Genomic DNA, 19,092 nt, shown 5'->3' on the forward strand with positions numbered 1-19,092 from the left:
GCGGGAGTGTGCTAGTCGACGTGGTGGGTGTCAAGGGCGCCTTTGGCGTCGCCTTCGGCGATCGAACAAGTTCGACCCTTGACACCCACCACGTCGACCAGGGAAGGACGCAGCTACGCGGATCCGCGCTGACGTGTGAGCCGCATCCAGGGGAATCCGTCCGCCCGGGTGGTTCCGGCGCAGGGTGTGAGCTGTGTCTGGGGGTTCCGTTGGCCCGGGTGGTGCGTTGGAGGTGTGAGCCGGGGGGTTGACCACTGAGATTGTTGGTTACCACCTGAGATTCTCGGGGGGTAACCAGCAATCTGAGTGGGTAACCCCTCGGATTGGGCGCCGTGATCCGCGGGAGAAGGCCGGTGCCGGGCCGTTCGACCGATGCCGGGCTACTGGGCGCTATCGGTCGAACAACCCGCTATCGGCCCAGCCGGCGAGCAGCCCGCTGCCGGGTCGTTGGGCCGATGCCGGTCTACAGGGCGGTATCAGCCGAGCAGGCGGCTATCGGCCGGGGCGGTTCACCGGCAGGTCCACCTGGTGGTGTGCTCGTTCCGCCAGGTGGTTCGCCTGGCTCCTTGTCGGTGATTGAGTCGGGGGGTTCGGACAGGTGGTGGTCCCGATTTGGTGTTCAAGGTCCCGACAACCTGCCCGAGATCCCCCGGCGGCGGATGAAATCGGCGGGTTCCTTACCGTGGAAGGCGTTCGGCCGCCCTCGACGTAATTCCCTGGACTGTGGCCGTTCTTCTCAGCGGCTCCGGGCGTAGTTGCGTCCTTCCCTGGTCGTGGTGAGGTGTGTCAAGGGTCGAACTTGTTCGAGCCCGCAGGGCCGCGAAGCGCCCTTGACTCACCTCGCCGCGACTAGCACCATCACGCAGCCCGGCGACGCGAACCACCCACACCTACGAGACCCACGAACCACCCACACCCATGGATCCGCGATCCACCTGCGCCTGAGGCTCCATCCGGATCCCGGCCGACCGCGCCGGCGTACTGGGGTGTGAAGCTGGGGTGTGAAGCCGCTGAATGGGCAGGACGCCAAGCTGGAACAAGACTGCGTGAGTGTCGTAGTGGTCGGCATCAACAGTGCCGTTCGACAATGTCGAACGTGCAGCGTTGTGCCGCCTCGCTAACGCTCCTAGATTCCAGATCTCCGTGGTCCGCACGGAGTGGAAGGGAGTTTCGGAATGGCTACGACAGCTACCGATGCAAATGCGGTCAAGGCGAAGACCCTTCTGGGGGAGTGTTCCGCCGAGCTCGCCGGTACGTTCATCCTGATCCTGTTCGGCTGCGGCGTCGTCGCCCAGGTGGTCGCCGGCGGTACCGGTGACCACGACTCGATCGCGTGGGCCTGGGGTATCGGTGTGACCCTGGGCATCTACGTGGCGGGCCGGATGACCGGCGCGCACCTGAATCCGGCGGTGACGATCGCCCTCGCGACGTTCCGTGGGTTCAGCTGGAAGAAGGTGCTGCCGTACTCGGTGGCACAGTTCCTCGGAGCGTTCCTGGCGGCGCTCGTAGTTCGGTGGAACTACACCGAGGCACTGAACAAGTTCGACCCCGGGCTCACCATCAAGAGCCAGGGCGTGTTCTCCACCCTGCCGGGCAACGGCAGCCTGGATCTCGGCGTCGGCATCTGGGGCGCGTTCCGGGACCAGATCATCGGTACGGCGATCCTGATGCTCGTGATCCTGGCGATCACGGACGTCCGCAACACCTCGCCGGCCGCCAACCTGGCGCCGTTCATCGTCGGCCTGCTGATCGTCGGCATCGGGATGGCGTGGGGTTCCAACGCGGGGTACGCGATCAACCCGGCCCGTGACTTCGGGCCCCGGCTGGCCTCCTTCCTGACCGGTTACGGAGGAGCCTTCAAGGATCAGTTCGGCGATATCTATTTCTGGGTGCCGATCGTGGCACCGATCATCGGCGCGCTGGTCGGCGCGTTCCTGTACGACCTGCTGGTGGGCCGCAACCTCCCGATCGCGGACGAGGACGAGGAACCTGGCCGGATCCCCGAGGCCAAGACCACCACATGACTGCGCAGTGTGAGGAGAGGACTATCCATGGCTGACTTCGTAGGTGCTGTCGATCAGGGCACCACGAGCACCCGCTTCATGATCTTCGACCACTCCGGCAACGAGGTGGGCAAGCACCAGTTGGAGCACTCGCAGATCCTGCCGCAGGCCGGCTGGGTCGAGCACAACCCGGTGGAGATCTGGGAGCGGACCAGCTCCGTGATCAAGACCGCACTGAACGCGCAGGGTCTGCAGGCGAGCGACCTGGCGGCGCTCGGCATCACGAACCAGCGCGAAACGGCCGTCGTCTGGAACCGCAAGACCGGCCGGCCCTACTACAACGCGATCGTTTGGCAGGACACCCGGACCGATCGGATCGCCTCCGCGCTGGAACGCGAGGGCAAGGGCGATGTGATCCGGCAGAAGGCCGGTCTGCCGCCGGCGACGTACTTCTCCGCCGGCAAGGTCCAGTGGATCCTGGAGAACGTCGACGGGGTCCGCGCGGCCGCCGAGGCCGGTGACGCCGTGTTCGGCAACACCGACACCTGGCTGCTGTGGCACCTCACCGGCGGTACCGAGGGCGGCGTCCACATCACCGACGTGACCAACGCCAGCCGCACGATGCTGATGAATCTGGAGACGCTCGACTGGGACGACGAGCTGATCTCGTTCTTCAACATCCCACGCCAGATGCTGCCGGAGATCCGGCCGTCGTCCGACCCCAACAAGTACGGCGAGACGCTGACGAGCGGGCCCCTCCAAGGGGTGGTACCGCTCACCGGTGACCTCGGGGACCAGCAGGCCGCGACCGTCGGGCAGGTCTGTTTCAACCCGGGCGAGGCCAAGAACACCTACGGCACCGGCAACTTCATGCTGCTGAACACCGGTACCGAGCTGGTCCGGTCGAAGGCCGGTCTGCTCAGCACGATGGCCTACAAGTTCGGCGACGACGCGCCCGTGTACGCGCTGGAAGGGTCGATCGCCGTCACTGGTTCGGCCGTTCAGTGGCTGCGGGACCAGCTCGGCATCATCTCGGGCGCTGCCGAGGTCGAGACGCTGGCCCGGCAGGTGGCGGACAACGGCGGCGTGTACTTCGTGCCGGCGTTCTCCGGGCTGTTTGCGCCCTACTGGCGGTCCGACGCACGCGGGGCGATCGTCGGGCTGTCGAGGTTCAACACCAACGCACATCTGGCCCGCGCAACACTGGAAGCGATCTGCTACCAGAGCAAGGACGTGGCCGACGCGATGGAGAAGGACTCCGGGGTGAAGCTCGAGGTACTCAAGGTGGACGGTGGTGTCACCGCGAACGAGCTCTGCATGCAGATGCAGGCGGACATCCTCGGCGTCCCGGTGAGCAAGCCGGTCGTCGCGGAGACCACGGCCCTCGGGGCGGCGTACGCGGCCGGCCTGGCGGTCGGGTTCTGGAACAACACCGACGAACTGGTGCAGAACTGGAACGAGGACAAGCGCTGGGAACCCCAGTGGAACGACGAGCAGCGTGCCGAGGGGTACAAGGGCTGGGAGAAGGCAGTCCAGCGGACCCTCGACTGGGTCGACGTCGACTAGTACGGCTAGGCAGCAAAAGGCAAGACGACGGAAGGAAAGCACAGTGGGCGTAGTGGCACTGTCACCGCAAGCGCGGACCGAGGCCATCGACGCGATGGCGAATGCCGAGGAGCTCGACATTCTGGTGATCGGTGGCGGGGTGGTCGGTACCGGCTCGGCCCTCGACGCCGCGACCCGGGGCCTGACCACCGGGCTGCTGGAGGCTCGCGACTTCGCGAGCGGCACCTCCAGCCGGTCGAGCAAGCTGATCCACGGCGGTCTGCGCTATCTGGAGATGCTCGACTTCCGTCTGGTGCACGAGGCGTTGCAGGAGCGCGGGCTGCTCCTGCAACGCCTCGCCCCGCACCTGGTCAAGCCGGTGCCGTTCCTCTACCCGCTGAAGCACCGCTGGTGGGAGCGGTTCTACGCCGGCGCCGGCGTCGCCCTGTACGACGGGATGGCGATCAGCTCGGGGTACGGCGCGGGCCTGCCGCTCCACAAGCACCTGACTCGCAGGGGCGCCATGCGGTTGGTTCCGAGCCTGAAGAAGTCCGCCCTGATCGGCGCTCTGCAGTACTACGACGCGCAGGTCGACGATGCCCGTCACACGATGGAGCTCGCCCGTACGGCGGCGTCGTACGGGGCTCATGTCGCGAACCGGGTCAAGGTGACCGGGTTCCTCCGGCAGGGGGAGCGGGTCACCGGGGTGCAGGCGAAGGACCTGGAGAGCGGACGTGAGTTCGAAGTACGGGCCAAGCAGGTGGTGAACGCGACCGGCGTGTGGACCGATGACACCCAGGGGATGGTGGGGGAGCGCGGGCAGTACCACGTGCGGGCCTCGAAGGGGATCCACCTGGTCGTGCCGAAGGACCGGATCCAGTCCAGCACCGGGATGATCCTGCGGACCGAGAAGTCCGTGCTGTTCATCATCCCGTGGGGCCGGCACTGGCTGATCGGCACCACCGATACCGACTGGAAGCTGGACAAGGCTCACCCGGCCGCGACCAGCAAGGACATCGAGTACCTGCTCGACCACGTGAACGCGGTGCTGACCACACCGCTGACCCGCGAGGACGTCGAGGGCGTGTACGCCGGACTCCGGCCGCTGCTGGCGGGGGAGTCGGAGAGCACCTCGAAGTTGTCCCGCGAGCACGTCGTGGCCCATGCGGCACCCGGGCTGGTGGTCGTTGCCGGGGGTAAGTACACGACGTACCGGGTGATGGCGAAGGACGCGGTCGACGCGGCCGCGGCCGCCCTCGACGGACGGGTGCCGAAGTCCGTCACCAAGAACACGCCGCTCGTCGGCGCGGACGGCTACCAGGCGCTGTGGAACCAGCGGCACCTGATCGCGCAGAAGTCCGGACTGCACGTGGCGCGGATCGAGCACCTGCTGAACCGGTACGGCGGGCTGATCGACGAGGTGCTCGCCCTGGTCAAGGAGGACCCGTCGCTGGGTGAGCAGCTGCCCGGCACCCAGGACTACCTCAAGGCCGAGATCGTGTACGCCGCGCGGAGCGAGGGCGCGCGGCACCTCGACGATGTACTGGCCCGGCGGACCCGGATCTCCATCGAGGCCTGGGACCGCGGCGTCGAGGCAGCGCACGCGGCCGCCCGGTTGATGGCACCGATCCTCGGCTGGGACGAGCAGGCGATCGAGCGCGAGGTCTCGTTCTACGCCCGCCGCGTCCAGTCCGAACGCGACTCCCAGGACCAGCCCGACGACGAATCCGCCGACAAGGTCCGCCTCGAAGCCCCGGACATCGTCTCCCCGGCCTGACCGACCCCACCTGATCATTCGCCCCCTTTTCACCCTCGCCGAATGCCCACTGGACAGTCGGCGAGGAGGGTGAAAAGGGGGCGAATGATCAGGCGGGTTCCCGGGGCTGCCCCTTGGCGCTGTCTTGCCCGTGCGGGGCGGGGATGACGGTGGAGAGGAGGGCGGTGCCGGGGGCGGTTTGGGCGCCGGGGCCGGGGGAGGGGGTGAGGTTGGTGGTGGTGAGGGGGTCGCCGCATTCGGAGCAGGTGACTGTGGGGGTGGTTCGGTGGCCGCAGGTGATGTGGGTGAAGCGGATGGGTGGGCCGTCCTGCGGGGTGGCCCAGCGGTCGCCCCAGGCGGTCAAGGCCAGTAGGACGGGGATCAGGTCGCGGCCGGCTTCCGTCAGCGAGTAGGTGTACCGGAGCGGGTTCTCCTGGTACGGCGTACGCGTGACCAGCCCGGCGTTCGTCAGAGTGGCGATGCGGTCTGTCAGCAGGTTGCGGGAGATGCCGAGATCGGTGACGAGCTGGTCGAACCGGTCCAGGCCGAGGTAGAGATCGCGCAGCACCAGGGGCGACCACCAGTCGCCCATCACCTCGAGCGACTGGGCGAGTGAGCAGTGCATCCCGGCGAAGCTGGTGTTCCGCATGATCTACATCCTAGTCAGTTGCGTCATTGAACTCACTGTCCCTAGGCTGACGATACCAACGGCAGAGGGGAACCAGCGATGTATCACCGGTTTGTGGCGGCACAGGTCCGCAAGGCCTTCGCGGAGATCAGCAAGGGGAACTGGGAGGCGATGGTGGCCGGGATGGCGCCGACTTTCACCTACCGGTTCTACGGCGACCACGCGTTGTCGGGGGAGCGGCACACGCACGAGGCGCTGCGCCGGTGGTGGGAACGGTGCTTCCGGTTGCTGCCGGACACGCAGTTCGCAGTACAGGACGTGCTGGTCGCGGGGTGGCCGTGGAACACCCGGGTCGCGACGTCCGTGACGGTCGACGTCGGGCTGGCGGACGGGAGCCGCTACCAGAACGTGGTGAACCAGTTCCTGCGGATGCGGTGGGGAAAGATCACCGAAGTACGGACGCTCGAGGACACCGCCGTCCTGGAACGGACGCTGGACCGGCTGGCAGCAGCGGGGATCGAGGAGGCGCACGCCGCGCCGATCACCGACGCCGCCTGACCAATTTTTGTTGCCTGGTCGCCCCTTTTGGCGGGCCACTAAAGTGGTTGTCATGAACCTGGCAGCGCGGGTCGAGACGGCCGAAGCCAATCTGATGTTGAAGCTGACGGAGCTTCCGGAGCCGCTGCTGGGGAAGCTGGGGATCACCGGTCGACGGTTCGGCCGGGGGATCGCTTTGTCGGTCCGCAATGATCCGTCGCGATTCTGGTCCAAGGTGCAGGGGTTCGGGTTCGACGAGCCGGTGACCAGCGAACTGGTCGGCGAGGTGCTCGACTTCTTCCGCGCCGCGGGGAATCCGGTGACGAACTTCCATCTGCCGCCTGAGGTGCTGCCGGAGGACTGGGCGGAGATCTGCCAGGTGCACGGGCTGAGGCAGGGCGCGACGATGGTGAAGCTGGTCCGGGACGGTAGTCCCGTCGAGCCGGCTGTCACCTCGCTGCGGGTTGGGCCGATCGCGGTCGAGGACCGGGCAGCCTGGGCGGCGGTGCAGGTCGAGGCCTTCGGGTTGCCGGATCCGGACGGCGGGATCGGCGAGATGCTTGCCGCGATCAACGATGTTCCGGGGGTTACCGGGTACGCGGCCTGGGAGGGCGACAAGCTGGTGGCGACGGCTGCCTTGTACGTCGAGGGCGAGGTCGGGGAATTCGTCAGCGCGTCGACGTTGCCGGCGTACCGGGGGCGTGGTGCGCAGTCGGCGCTGCTCGCACGACGGGCCGAGGACGCGATCGCGGCCGGATGCCGCTGGCTCGGAGTGGAGACCGGCAAGCCGGCGGAAGGCGAGACGAATCCGTCCCTGGACAACGTGCAACGCGCCGGCTTCAAAGTCCTCTACGACCGCCCCTCCTGGGTCTGGACCGCCTGAGCACGCCCAGCAGTTGAAGGCGCTGCAATGCCGCCCTCGCCACTGCTGCTTCCGGAGGAAGCTACGGATGGGGAGGCTGCGGTCACTGTTGCCACGGCCGTTGCTTACGGCACGCTTGCGTTTTCCTTGTCCGTTGGGTTTGGCGACCTAAGGTCGAGGTGGGAACTCGCCCCCTGTCGTCGCCGGAGGATTGTCATGTCATTGGACCGGATGGCCGAATTGCTCGAGAACGCCGAGGCCGAGGCGGTCTGGGGCTACGAGCATGCCGGGTCGCCGGAGGCGCAGGAGAAACTCGGGATGGCGTCGACGCGAGTCGGCGGCGGTGTGGTGCTGTCGGTGCGCAATGACGTGACGAACTACTGGAGCAAGGCGCTCGGATTCGGGTTCACCGAGCCGGTGACGGCAGACCTCGTCGGGCAGATCACGAGCTTCTACCGCGAACAGGGGACGAAGGTGGCGACCCTGCAGTTCGCGCCGTCCGTGTTGCCGGCGGACTGGGACCAGATCTGCAAGGCGGAAGGACTGACCGCGGGCGGCAGTTGGCTGAAGCTGGCACGGCTCGCCGGGCTGATGGAAACACCCGAGACCGACCTGCGGATCGGCGTGGTCGGAGTTGCCGATGCCGAGGAGTGGTGGTCGGTGTTGTTGCGCGGCTTCGGTATGGCGGACCTGGGGCTGGACCAGATGTCCACGGGTCTCCTTGAGCAGCCGGGCTGGACGGCGTACGGGGCCTGGGACGGCGGGGAGCTGGTTTCCGCGGCCGCTCTGCTGATCACCGGGCAGGTCGCGGGGTTCGCAGGGGCTTCGACGTTGCCGACGCATCGGCGCCGAGGTGCGCAGTCGGCGTTGCTGGCCGCGCGGGCCCGGCAGGCGGCGGCCGACGGGGCGAAGTGGTTGAGCGCCGAGACCGGCAAGCCCTCCCCGGGTGAACACAATCCGTCCCTCGACAACATGCTCCGGGCGGGCTTCGAGATCCGCTACGAACGCCAGAACTGGACCTGGCACGCCTGATCAGCTGTCCGGGCGGATCCAGCCGAAGGTGCGTTGAACAGCGGCTTGCCAGTTCGCGTACTCCGCCGCGCGGCGAGCGGGGTCCATGTGCGGAAGCCATTGCCCCGCGCGGTGCCAGTTACTCCGAAGACCCTCGAGGTCGGGCCAGTAGCCGACCGCGAGCCCTGCGGCGTACGCGGCACCCAGTGAGACCGTCTCGGTCACCATCGGACGGACCACCGGCACATCGAGCAGGTCCGCGAGGAACTGCATCAGCAGGTTGTTCGCCGTCATCCCGCCGTCGACCTTCAGCGCGGTCAGCGCGATCCCCGAGTCCGCGTTCATCGCGTTGACGACCTCCAGGGTCTGGAACCCGGTCGCCTCGAGGACGGCCCGGGCGAGGTGGCCCTTGGTGATGTACGAGGTGAGACCCGCGATCACCCCGCGCGCCTCGCTTCGCCAGTGGGGTGCGAACAGGCCGGAGAACGCGGGCACGATGTAAGCGCCGCCGTTGTCCTCCACGGTCCGCGCCAGCGTCTCGATCTCGGCCGCGGTGTGGATCAGCCCGAGCCCGTCCCGGAACCACTGCACCAGCGAACCGGTGACCGCCATCGACCCTTCCAGCGCGTACGCCGCCGGCTGCGAGCCGATCTGGTACGCCACGGTCGTGAGCATCCCGTGCGTCGACCGGACGATCTCCTTCCCGGTGTGCAGCAGCAGGAACGAGCCGGTGCCATACGTGCACTTCGCCTCACCCGGGCTGAAGCAGGTCTGCCCGAACAAGGCAGCCTGCTGATCCCCGAGCGCAGCCCCGATCCGTACGCCGGGCAGCACCTCCGTGGCGGTCGCGAAGACGCCGGACGACGGGCGGATCTCGGGCAGCAACGAGCGCGGTACGTCGAAGGCCGCGAGCAACTCGTCGTCCCACTCCAGCGTCTCGATGTTCATCAGCATCGTGCGACTGGCATTCGTCACGTCGGTAGCGTGAAGGCCGCCGTCGGGACCGCCGGTGAACTTCCAGATCAGCCAGCTCTCCATCGTGCCGAAGAGCACCTCGCCGCGGTTCGCCCGCTCCCGGAGCCCGGGCGTGTGGTCGAGCATCCAGCGCAGCCGGGGAGCGGAGAAGTACGTGGTCAGCGGCAGTCCGCAGAGATCGGCGAACCGGTCCGGACCTTCCGAGCCGGCCAGCTCGGTGATCAGGCGATCGGTCCGGGTGTCCTGCCAGACCACCGCATGGCCGATCGGCTGCCCGGTCCGGCGGTCCCAGAGCAGGCTGGTCTCCCGCTGGTTGGTGATGCCGATGGCAACGATCTGGGCAGGCTCGGCACCGATCTGCCGGATCGCCGACGGCACCACGCGGGTCACGTTGCGCCAGATCTCGGCGGCGTCGTGCTCGACCCAGCCCGGCTTCGGGAAGTGCTGCTTGTGTTCCCGCTGCGCGACCGAGACCAGCCGCCCGCGGCGGTCGAACAGGATGCACCGGGTCGAGTTGGTGCCCTGATCCACGGCAGCGACGTACTGCTCAGCCATCCGCCACACCCCAGCTCAGCGCGGTGCGGTCGGAAGCAGGCATCAGCGGTCCTCTCGGAGGTCGCGGCCGATGGCTTCGGCGGTGGCTCGGACCATGGTGACCAGGTCCGTGCGGTGGCGCAGTCTGCTGTCGCAGATGCGTTCGATCCGGCCGGTGAGGCCGACGGCACCGACGACGAGGCCGCCGAGCCCGCGGATCGGTGCCGCAATCCCGGCCAGCTCGACCGTCTGCTCCTCGAACTCCCCGGCCCAGCCTTTCGCCCGGACCGCGGCCAGTTCCTCGGACAGCCGAGAGGACTCGACGATCGTTCTCGTCGTGTAGGCGTCGAGCTTGCGAGGCCGGGAGGCGCCGCTGGTGTCGAACGCGAGCACCGCCTTGCCGAGTGCGCAGGCGTGCGGCGGCAGCGTCGTACCGACGTCCAGGTCCTGGTCGCTGTCGTCCGGGCGGAAGACGTGGTGCACGACGACCACCTTGCCCTCGACGAGGCGGCCGACGCGGACCACTTCGCCGCTGCGGGAGGCGAGGGAGTCGGCCCAGTTGATCGCGCGGCTGCGGAGCTCGTTCGGGTCCAGATAGGTGTCACCGAGACGGCCGAAGGCGTCACTCAAACGGTAGTGCGCGCCGGTGTGGTCCTGTTCGACGAAGCCGACCTGATGCAAGGTCTTGAGGATCCCGTGCACGGTCGTCTTGGCCAGCCCGAGCGCATTGCCGAGATCGGCGACGCCCAGCCCGTTCGGAGCCGCGGCCAGCAGACGCAGCACTGCGGCAGCCCTCTCGATGGACTGCACGCTGCCCGGCACACCGGCAGGCTACCCGTGATGTTCCGTCAAGGGATCCCTTCACTCGGTGGCGATCGCCCGCAGTACGTCGAGCCGCGCGGCACGGCGTGACGGCCACAGCGCAGCCAGTACTCCGACCAGGACCGCGACCAGCACCGCGATCGCCAGTTGGAGCACCGGGATATCCAGCACGCTCAGCCCGTCAGCCGCCATCACGGACTGCACGGAGGCGCCGAACAGCACCCCGATCGCCACTCCCAACACTGCGCCGAGCAGCGCGATCGCGATCGACTCCACCTGCAGCATTCGCCGCAACTGGGGCCGATCCATCCCGATCGCGCGGAGCAGGCCGATCTCCCGGGTCCGTTCGATCACGCCCAGGGCGAGGGTGTTCACGATGCCGAGCGCGGCGATCAGGATCGCCAGCGCGAGGAGCATGCCGACCACGGCAAGGACGGCGTTGATCGGTCCGCGCTCGCCCTGCGCGTAGGCCTGCTGGTCCCGGACCAGCAGCGAAGGGTAGTCGTGCAGTTGCCCGAGCACCGCCACCCGGACCGGAGCGAGATCGGTGCCGTCGGCAACTTCGAGATAGAGGCTCGAGTCGGTACCGGGCCCGCCCACCGCGCGGAACTGCTCCAGCGACAGGATCACGCCGTCGACCTGGCGGTTCGCCGCGATCACGGCGCCGACGGTCAGTTGGTGCTTCCCGGTCGAGGTGGTCAGCTGGAAGGTCTTGCCGACCGACAGATCGAGATTCCTGGCCACGTTCCGTGGCAGCGCCGCCTGACCGCTCTGCAGACCTTGGAGAGAGCCCGACTCGACCGAGCTGGTGATCGGTCCGGCCAAGGTGCCGGCGGACACCCCGACGACCTTGACCGAGGTGTCGCCGACCTGGCCGCCGAGCTGCCGGACGCGGTGCACGGCCGCGACCCCCGGTACTGCGGAAATGTGGTCGCCGGCCTGGCTGCTGAACGAGCTGTTCCCGTCGTTCGTCACCACCAGCTCGGAGGTCCCGAGGGCGTCGGCGATGTTCCGGTCAACGGACGCCTTGGCGGAGGCCGCGATCACCACGAGCCCGCTGACGAGCGCGACCGAGATCATCAGCGCGGACGCCGTTGCCGAGGTTCGGCGGGGGTTGCGTTCGGCATTGCGGCGTCCGAGAGTGACCGCGGCCCGGCCGCCGAAAGGCGACATCAGCCCGCGGACGGCGTACCGGCTGACCAGGGGGCTTGTCATGATCACGCCGAGCAGGGTGATCGCGGCGGCGAGGCCTAGCAGGACCGCGCCGGGAAGGCCGGTCAGCTGGCGAGCGATCAGATAGAGGCTGGCTGCCATCAGCAGCAGGAAGCCGCCGATGATCAGGCGGACCAGCATCGACCGTTCGGGCAGGGCCGCGTCGTCGCGCATCGCGGCGACCGGTGGGAGCTTGCCTGCTCGCCGGGCGGCTGGATAGGCGGCGGCGACGGTGACTCCGATGCCGATCACGTAGCAGGCGATGACGGTGGCGGCGCTGACCTGGAGATTCGCCGAGGGAATTGCGAGGTCGAGATGCTGGTAGTACAACTGCACGCCGGCGGCGACCCCGATCCCGAGCAGCAGACCGAGGGTGGAACCGATCGCGCCGATCAGGAACGCCTCGGCTGTCACCGTGCCGGTCACCTGCCCGCGGGAGGCGCCGATGGCACGAAGCAGCGCCAGTTCGCGCGAGCGCTGGGCGACCAGCATCGCGAAGGTGTTCACGATCAGGAAGGCGCCGACGAAGAGCGCGAGCCCCGCGAACAGCAGCAGCACTGTGCTGAAGCCGCCGAAGGCGTCGTCGAGCGCGTTCTCGCCGTCGGCTGAGACCTGGGCCGCGGTGCGCACGCTGACGTCTTTGCCCGCGATGTTCGCGATCGCCTCGCGGACGGTGTTGGCGTCTTGGCCGGGCTGGATGGCGACGCCGATGGAGGTCCAGCCGGGATCGCCGAGGAGGAGGAACTGGGCACTGGCCGGGTCGAAGGTGACCAAGGGAGCTCCAGCTGACGCTCCTGCGAGGCCGGGGGTGGTGATCGCGGTGAGGGTGGCGGTGAGTGACCTGGCCGGGGTGACCACCTTGATCTTGTCGCCGAGTTCGAATCCCTCGCGACGGGCGGTGGTCTGGTCGAGTCCGAGCTGGCTCTGACCCCAGGGTTCGCGGCCGTCGAGCATCCGGAAGGGAGCAGTCCGGGGATCGTGGGGCCAGCCGGCGGCGTACGTCAGGAGGCCGTAGCTGTCGAGCGGTTGGCCGTCCTTGCCGAGGATCTCGACACCGCTGATCAACAGTTGCGGATCGGTGGTGGCGACGCCCGGTACTGCGGCGATGCTGTTCGCCAGGTCCGAGGAAACGGTGGCGGGCCGGGCGTTCGCAGTACGGTCTGCCAGCTCGGAGGCCGGGGTGACGGTGATGTCGGCGGTGCTGCCGGCGAAGTTCTTCTTCAGGGCGGCGGACAGGGTGTCGGTGAAGATCAGCGCGCCGCCGACGAACGCGACCCCCAGCACCACGGCCACGGTGCAGAGGAGGAAGCGGAGGCGGTGGGCCAACACAGAGCGGAGGCCCAGCTTGAGCATCAGGCGACCCCGTCGAGCTGCTTCATCGCGTCGAGGACCGACTCGGCCGTCGGGTCGGTCAGCTCGGACCGCAGCCGCCCGTCGGCGAGGAACAGCACCCGATCCGCGTACGACGCCGCGGTCGGATCGTGGGTCACCATCACCACCGTCTGGCCGAACTCCCGGACGGAGCGGTGGAGGAAACTGAGCACGTCGGCGGAGGACCGGGAGTCGAGGTTGCCGGTGGGTTCGTCGGCGAAGACGACATCCGGCCGGGAAACCAGCGCGCGGGCGCAGGCGACTCGTTGTTGCTGGCCGCCCGACAACTCCGAAGGCTTGTGGTGCAGGCGGTCCTTGAGGCCGATGGTCTCCAGCACGGTGTCGAGCCAGGCGGCGTCCGGTTTGCGGTTGGCGAGATCGAGCGGGAGCGTGATGTTCTCGAGCGCGGTCAGGGTCGGGACCAGGTTGAACGCCTGGAAGACGAAGCCGATCCGGTCCCTGCGCAGGTGGGTGAGGGCCTTCTCGTCCAGCCGGGTCAGGTCGACGCCGCCGAGCACGACCTGGCCGGTGGTCGGACGGTCGAGCCCGGCCAGGCAGTGCAGAACGGTGGACTTCCCGGACCCGGAAGGCCCCATGATCGCGGTGAACCGACCCTTGCCGAAGTCGACGCTCAAGTCCGCGATCGCGTCGATCCGCGTCTCGCCGGCCCCGTAGCTCTTCCCCAGCCCGACAGTCCGGATCGCCACCACCTGATCGACAAGATTCACGACCCGAACGCTAACCCGCGCCCAGGTTCGTCAGCGTGCCGACTCAGGCGTCGATGACCACGGGGATGACGACGGGGCGGCGGTGCCAGTGGCGGTAGGTCCAGTTGCCTACTGCTCGGCCTACCAGTTCCTCGAGTTGGTTGGAGTCGCCGATGCTCTCTTTGGCGGCTCGCGCGAGGGTGTCCTCGATCACCGGGACGACCTCCTTGAAGGTGGTGTCGTCGTGAACGAAACCACGGGCCAGGAAGTCCGGCGGCTCGGCCAGCTTGCCGGTGTGGGCGTCCACGATCAGCACGACCGTGACGACACCTTCCTCCGCCAGCGCCCGGCGGTCCTTGAGGTTCGCCTCGGTGACCCCACCGACCGTCATCGCGTCGACGTACACGTACCCGGCCTCGACCTTGCCGGTGATCCGTGCCTTGCCCCGGTTGAGGTCCACGACCACGCCGTCCTCGGCGATGATCACGTTGTCTGCCGGTACGCCGGTGGCGACGGCGAGCGCCGCGTTGGCCTTCAGGTGCCTGTACTCGCCGTGCACCGGCATCACGTTGCGCGGCTTGACCAGGTTGTAGCAGTAGACGAGCTCGCCCGCGCTGGCGTGGCCGGAGACGTGCACCTTCGCGTTGCCCTTGTGCACGACGTTGGCGCCCCAGCGGATCAGCCCGTTGATCACCGCGTAGATCGCGTTCTCGTTGCCGGGGATCAGCGAGCTCGCCATCAGCACGGTGTCGCCCTCGCCGATCCGGATCATGTGATCGCGGTTCGCCATCCGGGACAGTGCGGCCATCGGCTCGCCCTGGGAACCGGTACAGATCAGCGTGACCTTGCGGTCCGGCAGCTTCTCCAGTTCCTTGAGGTCGACGATCAGGCCCTTCGGGATCTTCAGGTAACCCAGATCGCCGGCGATGCCCATGTTGCGGACCATCGAGCGACCGACGAACGCGACCTTCCGGCCGCCCGCCTTCGCCGCGTCGAGCACCTGCTGGATCCGATGCACGTGGCTGGCGAAGCTGGAGACGATGATCCGGCCCGGCGCGGTGCGGAACACCGTGTCGATGGCCGGACCGAGGTCCTTCTCCGCGGTGGTGAACCCGGGGACCTCGGCGTTGGTGGAGTCGGTCATGAAGAGGTCGACGCCTTCTTCACCGAGCTTGGCGAACCCGCGCAGGTCGGTCAGCCGGCGGTCCAGCGGGAACTGGTCCATCTTGAAGTCGCCGGTGTGCAGGACCAGGCCGGCCTTGGTCCGGATCGCGACAGCCAGACCGTCCGGGATCGAGTGGTTCACGGCGAAGAACTCGCACTCGAACGGGCCGAGCCGGCGCTTGTCGCCTTCCTTGACCTCGACGGTCTGCGGCTTGATCCGGTGTTCCTTCAGCTTCGCGGTGATGAACGCCAGCGTCAGCTTGGAACCGATCACCGGGATGTCGGCGCGTTCCTTCAGCAGGTACGGCACACCGCCGATGTGGTCCTCGTGGCCGTGGGTGAGGACGATCGCCTCGATCTTGTCCAGCCGGTCCCGGATCCAGGCGAAGTCGGGCAGGATCACGTCGACGCCGGGCTGGTGCTCCTCGGGGAACAGCACACCGCAGTCCACCACCAGCAACCGGCCGCGATGCTCGAACACGGTCATGTTGCGGCCGATCTCGCCGAGTCCTCCGAGGGCGACCACGCGGAGGGCGTTGTCGGGGAGGTTGGGCGGCTGGCCGAGGTCGGGATGCGGATGACTCATAAACCGGACCGTATCCGAGAGCGGTGGTCGAGGGTGGCATCGACCTGGTGTGACCAGCACCTCAAGCCGCCGAAAAGGTTGACCTCGACCTCAGCTTCAGCCATCGACACCGACCAGATCGACGCCCGCGGACTCCTGCGCGACCTCCTCGACCGAGCGGTCCGGGAGCGGCGGGGGAGTGCCACCCCAGGCCGGGCAGATCGCCTTGTGGTCGCACCAGTCGCACAGCGGCCCGGGGCTAGGTCGCCAGTCGCCGGACTCCAGCGCACGGGTGATCGCGCTCCACAACGCGGTGACCTTGCGCTCGCAGGCGCGCAGATCAGCCTCGTCGGGGACATACCGGACGATCTCGCCGTTGCCGAGATAGACCAGCTGCAGCATCGACGGAACCACCCCGCGCAGCCGCCAGAGCACCAGCGCGTAGAACTTCATCTGGAAGAGCGCCTTCGCCTCGAAGAACTCCGAGGGCGACTTGCCCGTCTTGTAGTCGACTACCCGGATCTCCCCGGTCGGAGCCACGTCCAGGCGGTCGACGTACCCCCTGAGGGTGAGGCCCGACTCGAGCTGGGTCTCGACATACAGCTCGCGCTCGGCGGGCTCCAGCAGGTTCGGGTCTTCGAGGGTGAAGTACTTGCCGAGCAGTTGGTGGGCCTCTGCCAGCCACTTGGCCAGCTCCTCGCCGTCGGCGTCCTCGGCGAACAGCGCGGCGACCTCCGGCTCGTCGGCGAGCACCTGCTGCCACTGCGGCTCGATCATCAGGCTCGCCTGCTCGAGGGTCCGCTGGCCGCGGGGCAGGTCGAAGAGCCGCTCGAGCACGCTGTGCACGACGGTGCCGCGGACCGCGGCCGGCGAGGGCTTCTCCGGCAGCCGGTCGATCACGCGGAACCGGTACTTGAGCGGGCAGCTCATGAAATCGGCAGCACGGGACGGCGACAACGCCCCGCGCGGGTGGCCGTGCGCATCGACTGCTGCTGCAACGCTCATGCCGAAAGGCTAGGCGGTCGCACCGACACTTCGCTGGTCCGCCGCCCCGGGCTGTGGACAAACCCTCGCTCGGCAGCGGCTCCCAGGGAACTATCAGCGGACTTTCGGGAAACCATCGGCCGGTCCCGGCAATCTGGTGGAAGGCGCAACCAACCGAGGAGACCGAGATGACCCCACACGAACACGACCTGGGCCTGGTCCACGACCTGGGCACGCTCCGCCGGAGGAACGTGCTCCGGCTGCTGGTCGGCGCCGGAGTGGCCGTCGTCGCCGGTTGCTCCGCCGACGAGACCCCCTCGGCTTCCGGCTCAACGCCGACGCCCAGCGCGACCTCCAGTACGCCGTCCAGTACGCCGAGCAGCACGTCGTCGGCCGTCGACGTCGACGAGATCCCGCAGGAGACCGCCGGGCCTTATCCGGGGGACGGGTCGAACGGGCCGAACGTGCTGACCGAGTCCGGCATCGTGCGGAGCGACCTGACCAAGTCCTTCGGATCAGCCTCGGGTGTTGCCAGTGGAGTCCCGCTGACCGTCGAACTCGTAGTACTGGATGCTGCCAAGGACACCGCGCTGACAGGTGCCGCGGTCTACCTGTGGCACTGCGATGCGCTGGGGCGGTACTCGCTCTACTCGGAGGGCGCGGAGGACGAGAACTACCTGCGCGGAGTACAGGCGGCTGATGCCGACGGCAAGGTCACGTTCACCACGATCTTCCCGGCGGCGTACTCCGGGCGGTGGCCGCACATCCACTTCGAGGTGTACGCATCGCTGTCGGAGGCGACGGCCGCAGGGAAGATCAGCGCGACCTCGCAGTTGGCTTTCCCGTCCGCACCTTGCGAGGCCGTCTATGCGACCAACGGCTACGACGGCAGCTCGCAGAACATGTCCCGCACGTCCCTGGAGGACGACGGCGTGTTCGGCGAGGACGACGGCGTCCAGCAGTTGGCTACGGTGACCGGCAGTGTGCAGCAGGGGTACGTGGCTCGGCTAACCGTGGGCGTGTAGCACGGTGTTACCACTCGACCAGTAGCGTTACCCCGATGTCAGAGCCGCGCGATCCCCAGACTCCCGCCCAGCCTGCCGGCACTCCGCCCGGTACCTGGGTGCTCGGTCGCGTCAAGGGGATCAAGCTGACCATGCGGTTCACCTGGCTGCCGGTCGCGATCCTGCTGGCCTTCGGGTTCTCCGCGATCATCGGCGAGCAGTTCCCGTACCTGGGCGGCTGGCGCTACGTCGCGTCGTTCGCCTTCATGGTCGCGTTCACCGTGTCGATCCTGATCCACGAGCTCGCGCATGCGCTGGTGGCGCTGCGGTTCGGGATCTCGGTGACAGAGATCAACCTCGGCTTCTTCGCGGCCGGGACGCACATCGAGGGCGAACGGAAGACGCCGTTCGAGGAGTTCGCCGTCTCCGTGGTGGGGCCGCTCGCGTCGCTCCTCGTGGGTGGCGTGGCGTACTTCGGCGCCCGCTCGATGGATGACGGCGTTGCCGAGGTCGCCCTGTACGAGCTTGCCGTCGCCAACCTCATCGTGGGCGTCACCAACCTGCTGCCCGGCCTGCCGCTCGACGGCGGTTGGGTACTTCGCGCTTTCGTATGGAAACTCACGGGCAACATGCATACGGGGACCATCGCGGCCGCGTGGGCGGGCCGGCTGATCGCGATCGCCGTACTGGCGGCGCCGGTGATCCTGGAGGAGGTCTTCGATCGCCAGCCGACGCTGATCGACTTCATGATCGCCCTGGCCGTCGGGTTCTTCTTGTGGATGGGCTCGACCGCCTCGCTGATGCAGGCCCGGTTGCGGCGGAAGTTGCCGGCGCTGCAGGTCCGCACCCTGGCCCGGCGAGCGATTGCAGTACACGCATCCACTCCGGTATCGGAGGCGGTCCGGCGGGCAGGAGAGGCGCACGCGGGGGCCGTTGTGGTGATCGACGGTGAGGACAAGCCGCACGCGTTGGTATCGGAGTCCGCGGTCAACGCGGTGGCGCCGGCGCAGCGTCCGTGGACCACGGTCGGCGAGGTGTCGACCCGGATCGGCGCGGGCCACATCATCGGCGTCAACGACACCGGCGAGGAGATCCTCGCGACGCTGCGGAAGGCGCCGGCCTCGGAGTACCTGGTCCTCGACGCCAACGGCCAGGTCTACGGCGTCCTGGCCACCGCCGACGTAGAACGCGCCTTCCGCACCCGCTGACAACACATCCTTGTAGACAACACTTCCCTGTACTACGGGCCGTCGTGCCTGCGATTCCTCTGCGATGTCTACTCGGGGCGGTCGGCTTCGAGGGTTGCGACGAGGGTTTGCATGGTCGCCAGAGTGGCTCGTAGTTCGTCGGTGTTGATGTCGGCGCTGATGCGGGCGGCCCAGGGGTGTTGGGCGATGCTGATCCGGCGGATC

General features: G+C 68.0%; 15 protein-coding genes. 8 read left to right on the forward strand and 7 right to left on the reverse strand.

All coding sequences use genetic code 11. The annotated features are described in order from the left end of the window. Positions 1-1,175 precede the first annotated feature (1,175 nt). Genes VFG33_RS35365 through VFG33_RS35375 form a run of 3 tightly spaced genes read left to right on the forward strand, consistent with a single transcriptional unit; the run spans position 1,176 to position 5,325 of the window. Complete coding sequence (locus VFG33_RS35365; RefSeq protein ID WP_325057378.1) at positions 1,176-2,024, forward strand: MIP/aquaporin family protein; 849 nt, start codon at positions 1,176-1,178, stop codon at positions 2,022-2,024. 27 nt (positions 2,025-2,051) lie between these two features. After that, a complete protein-coding gene (gene glpK, locus VFG33_RS35370; protein ID WP_325057379.1) occupies positions 2,052-3,569 on the forward strand; it encodes a glycerol kinase GlpK in 1,518 nt (505 codons plus the stop codon). A 43-nt stretch (positions 3,570-3,612) separates the two neighbouring features. Beyond that, positions 3,613-5,325: a glycerol-3-phosphate dehydrogenase/oxidase gene (locus VFG33_RS35375; RefSeq protein ID WP_325057380.1), complete on the forward strand. Its 1,713-nt coding sequence runs from the start codon at positions 3,613-3,615 to the stop codon at positions 5,323-5,325. An 88-nt stretch (positions 5,326-5,413) separates the two neighbouring features. On the opposite strand, the gene VFG33_RS35380 is transcribed toward VFG33_RS35375, so the two are convergent. Beyond that, entirely contained in the window at positions 5,414-5,953 is a 540-nt protein-coding gene (locus VFG33_RS35380; RefSeq protein ID WP_325057381.1) for a winged helix-turn-helix transcriptional regulator, read from the reverse strand. A gap of 78 nt (positions 5,954-6,031) precedes the next feature. Here VFG33_RS35380 and VFG33_RS35385 point away from each other — a divergent pair, with 78 nt between their 5' ends. The 3 genes from VFG33_RS35385 to VFG33_RS35395 all read left to right on the forward strand — a co-directional run bounded on the left by VFG33_RS35385 (position 6,032) and on the right by VFG33_RS35395 (position 8,363). After that, positions 6,032-6,490: a nuclear transport factor 2 family protein gene (locus VFG33_RS35385; RefSeq protein WP_325057382.1), complete on the forward strand. Its 459-nt coding sequence runs from the start codon at positions 6,032-6,034 to the stop codon at positions 6,488-6,490. 52 nt (positions 6,491-6,542) lie between these two features. Continuing rightward, the gene (locus VFG33_RS35390; RefSeq protein WP_325057383.1) at positions 6,543-7,352 is read left to right on the forward strand and encodes a GNAT family N-acetyltransferase; all 810 of its coding nucleotides are present in this window, start codon (positions 6,543-6,545) and stop codon (positions 7,350-7,352) included. A gap of 195 nt (positions 7,353-7,547) precedes the next feature. Further along, positions 7,548-8,363, forward strand: a complete 816-nt coding sequence (locus VFG33_RS35395) for a GNAT family N-acetyltransferase (RefSeq protein ID WP_325057384.1) — start codon at positions 7,548-7,550, stop codon at positions 8,361-8,363. On the opposite strand, the gene glpK (VFG33_RS35400) is transcribed toward VFG33_RS35395, so the two are convergent. The 6 genes from glpK (VFG33_RS35400) to VFG33_RS35425 all read right to left on the reverse strand — a co-directional run bounded on the left by glpK (VFG33_RS35400) (position 8,364) and on the right by VFG33_RS35425 (position 16,697). Then, positions 8,364-9,872 (reverse strand): glycerol kinase GlpK, encoded by a 1,509-nt coding sequence (gene glpK / locus VFG33_RS35400; RefSeq protein ID WP_325057385.1) that lies wholly within the window; start codon positions 9,870-9,872, stop codon positions 8,364-8,366. A 42-nt stretch (positions 9,873-9,914) separates the two neighbouring features. Next, complete coding sequence (locus tag VFG33_RS35405; RefSeq protein ID WP_325057386.1) at positions 9,915-10,673, reverse strand: IclR family transcriptional regulator; 759 nt, start codon at positions 10,671-10,673, stop codon at positions 9,915-9,917. Between the two features lie 39 nt (positions 10,674-10,712). Then, complete coding sequence (locus tag VFG33_RS35410) at positions 10,713-13,238, reverse strand: ABC transporter permease (protein WP_325057387.1); 2,526 nt, start codon at positions 13,236-13,238, stop codon at positions 10,713-10,715. Next, on the reverse strand, positions 13,238-13,984 hold the full coding sequence (locus VFG33_RS35415) for an ABC transporter ATP-binding protein (protein WP_325057388.1): 747 nt from the start codon (positions 13,982-13,984) through the stop codon (positions 13,238-13,240). The genes VFG33_RS35410 and VFG33_RS35415 overlap by 1 nt, the downstream gene beginning before the upstream one ends. Positions 13,985-14,027: 43 nt before the next feature. Then, positions 14,028-15,713: a ribonuclease J gene (locus VFG33_RS35420; protein ID WP_325057389.1), complete on the reverse strand. Its 1,686-nt coding sequence runs from the start codon at positions 15,711-15,713 to the stop codon at positions 14,028-14,030. A 96-nt stretch (positions 15,714-15,809) separates the two neighbouring features. After that, complete coding sequence (locus VFG33_RS35425; protein ID WP_325057390.1) at positions 15,810-16,697, reverse strand: RecB family exonuclease; 888 nt, start codon at positions 16,695-16,697, stop codon at positions 15,810-15,812. A gap of 167 nt (positions 16,698-16,864) precedes the next feature. Between VFG33_RS35425 and VFG33_RS35430 the strand changes: the two genes are divergently transcribed. Then, positions 16,865-17,701 carry an intradiol ring-cleavage dioxygenase gene (locus VFG33_RS35430; RefSeq protein ID WP_325057391.1) on the forward strand — a complete coding sequence of 279 codons (837 nt, stop codon included), beginning with the start codon at positions 16,865-16,867 and terminating at the stop codon, positions 17,699-17,701. Positions 17,702-17,736: 35 nt separating this feature from the next. After that, on the forward strand, positions 17,737-18,888 hold the full coding sequence (locus tag VFG33_RS35435) for a site-2 protease family protein (protein ID WP_325057392.1): 1,152 nt from the start codon (positions 17,737-17,739) through the stop codon (positions 18,886-18,888). The last annotated feature ends 204 nt before the right edge of the window (positions 18,889-19,092 follow it).

The sequence above is a fragment of the Kribbella sp. genome, from assembly GCF_035687465.1.
Lineage (GTDB): Bacteria > Actinomycetota > Actinomycetes > Propionibacteriales > Kribbellaceae > Kribbella.

Excerpts from the sequence above, each read along its gene's own strand:
- VFG33_RS35365 (WP_325057378.1), top strand. The coding sequence starts at position 1,176 with ATGGCTACGACAGCTACCGATGCAAATGCGGTCAAGGCGAAGACCCTT.
- glpK (WP_325057379.1), top strand. The coding sequence starts at position 2,052 with ATGGCTGACTTCGTAGGTGCTGTCGATCAGGGCACCACGAGCACCCGC.
- VFG33_RS35380 (WP_325057381.1), bottom strand. The coding sequence starts at position 5,953 with ATGCGGAACACCAGCTTCGCCGGGATGCACTGCTCACTCGCCCAGTCG.
- VFG33_RS35385 (WP_325057382.1), top strand. The coding sequence starts at position 6,032 with ATGTATCACCGGTTTGTGGCGGCACAGGTCCGCAAGGCCTTCGCGGAG.
- VFG33_RS35390 (WP_325057383.1), top strand. The coding sequence starts at position 6,543 with ATGAACCTGGCAGCGCGGGTCGAGACGGCCGAAGCCAATCTGATGTTG.
- VFG33_RS35395 (WP_325057384.1), top strand. The coding sequence starts at position 7,548 with ATGTCATTGGACCGGATGGCCGAATTGCTCGAGAACGCCGAGGCCGAG.
- glpK (WP_325057385.1), bottom strand. The coding sequence starts at position 9,872 with ATGGCTGAGCAGTACGTCGCTGCCGTGGATCAGGGCACCAACTCGACC.
- VFG33_RS35410 (WP_325057387.1), bottom strand. The coding sequence starts at position 13,238 with ATGCTCAAGCTGGGCCTCCGCTCTGTGTTGGCCCACCGCCTCCGCTTC.
- VFG33_RS35420 (WP_325057389.1), bottom strand. The coding sequence starts at position 15,713 with ATGAGTCATCCGCATCCCGACCTCGGCCAGCCGCCCAACCTCCCCGAC.
- VFG33_RS35425 (WP_325057390.1), bottom strand. The coding sequence starts at position 16,697 with ATGAGCGTTGCAGCAGCAGTCGATGCGCACGGCCACCCGCGCGGGGCG.
- VFG33_RS35430 (WP_325057391.1), top strand. The coding sequence starts at position 16,865 with ATGACCCCACACGAACACGACCTGGGCCTGGTCCACGACCTGGGCACG.
- VFG33_RS35435 (WP_325057392.1), top strand. The coding sequence starts at position 17,737 with ATGTCAGAGCCGCGCGATCCCCAGACTCCCGCCCAGCCTGCCGGCACT.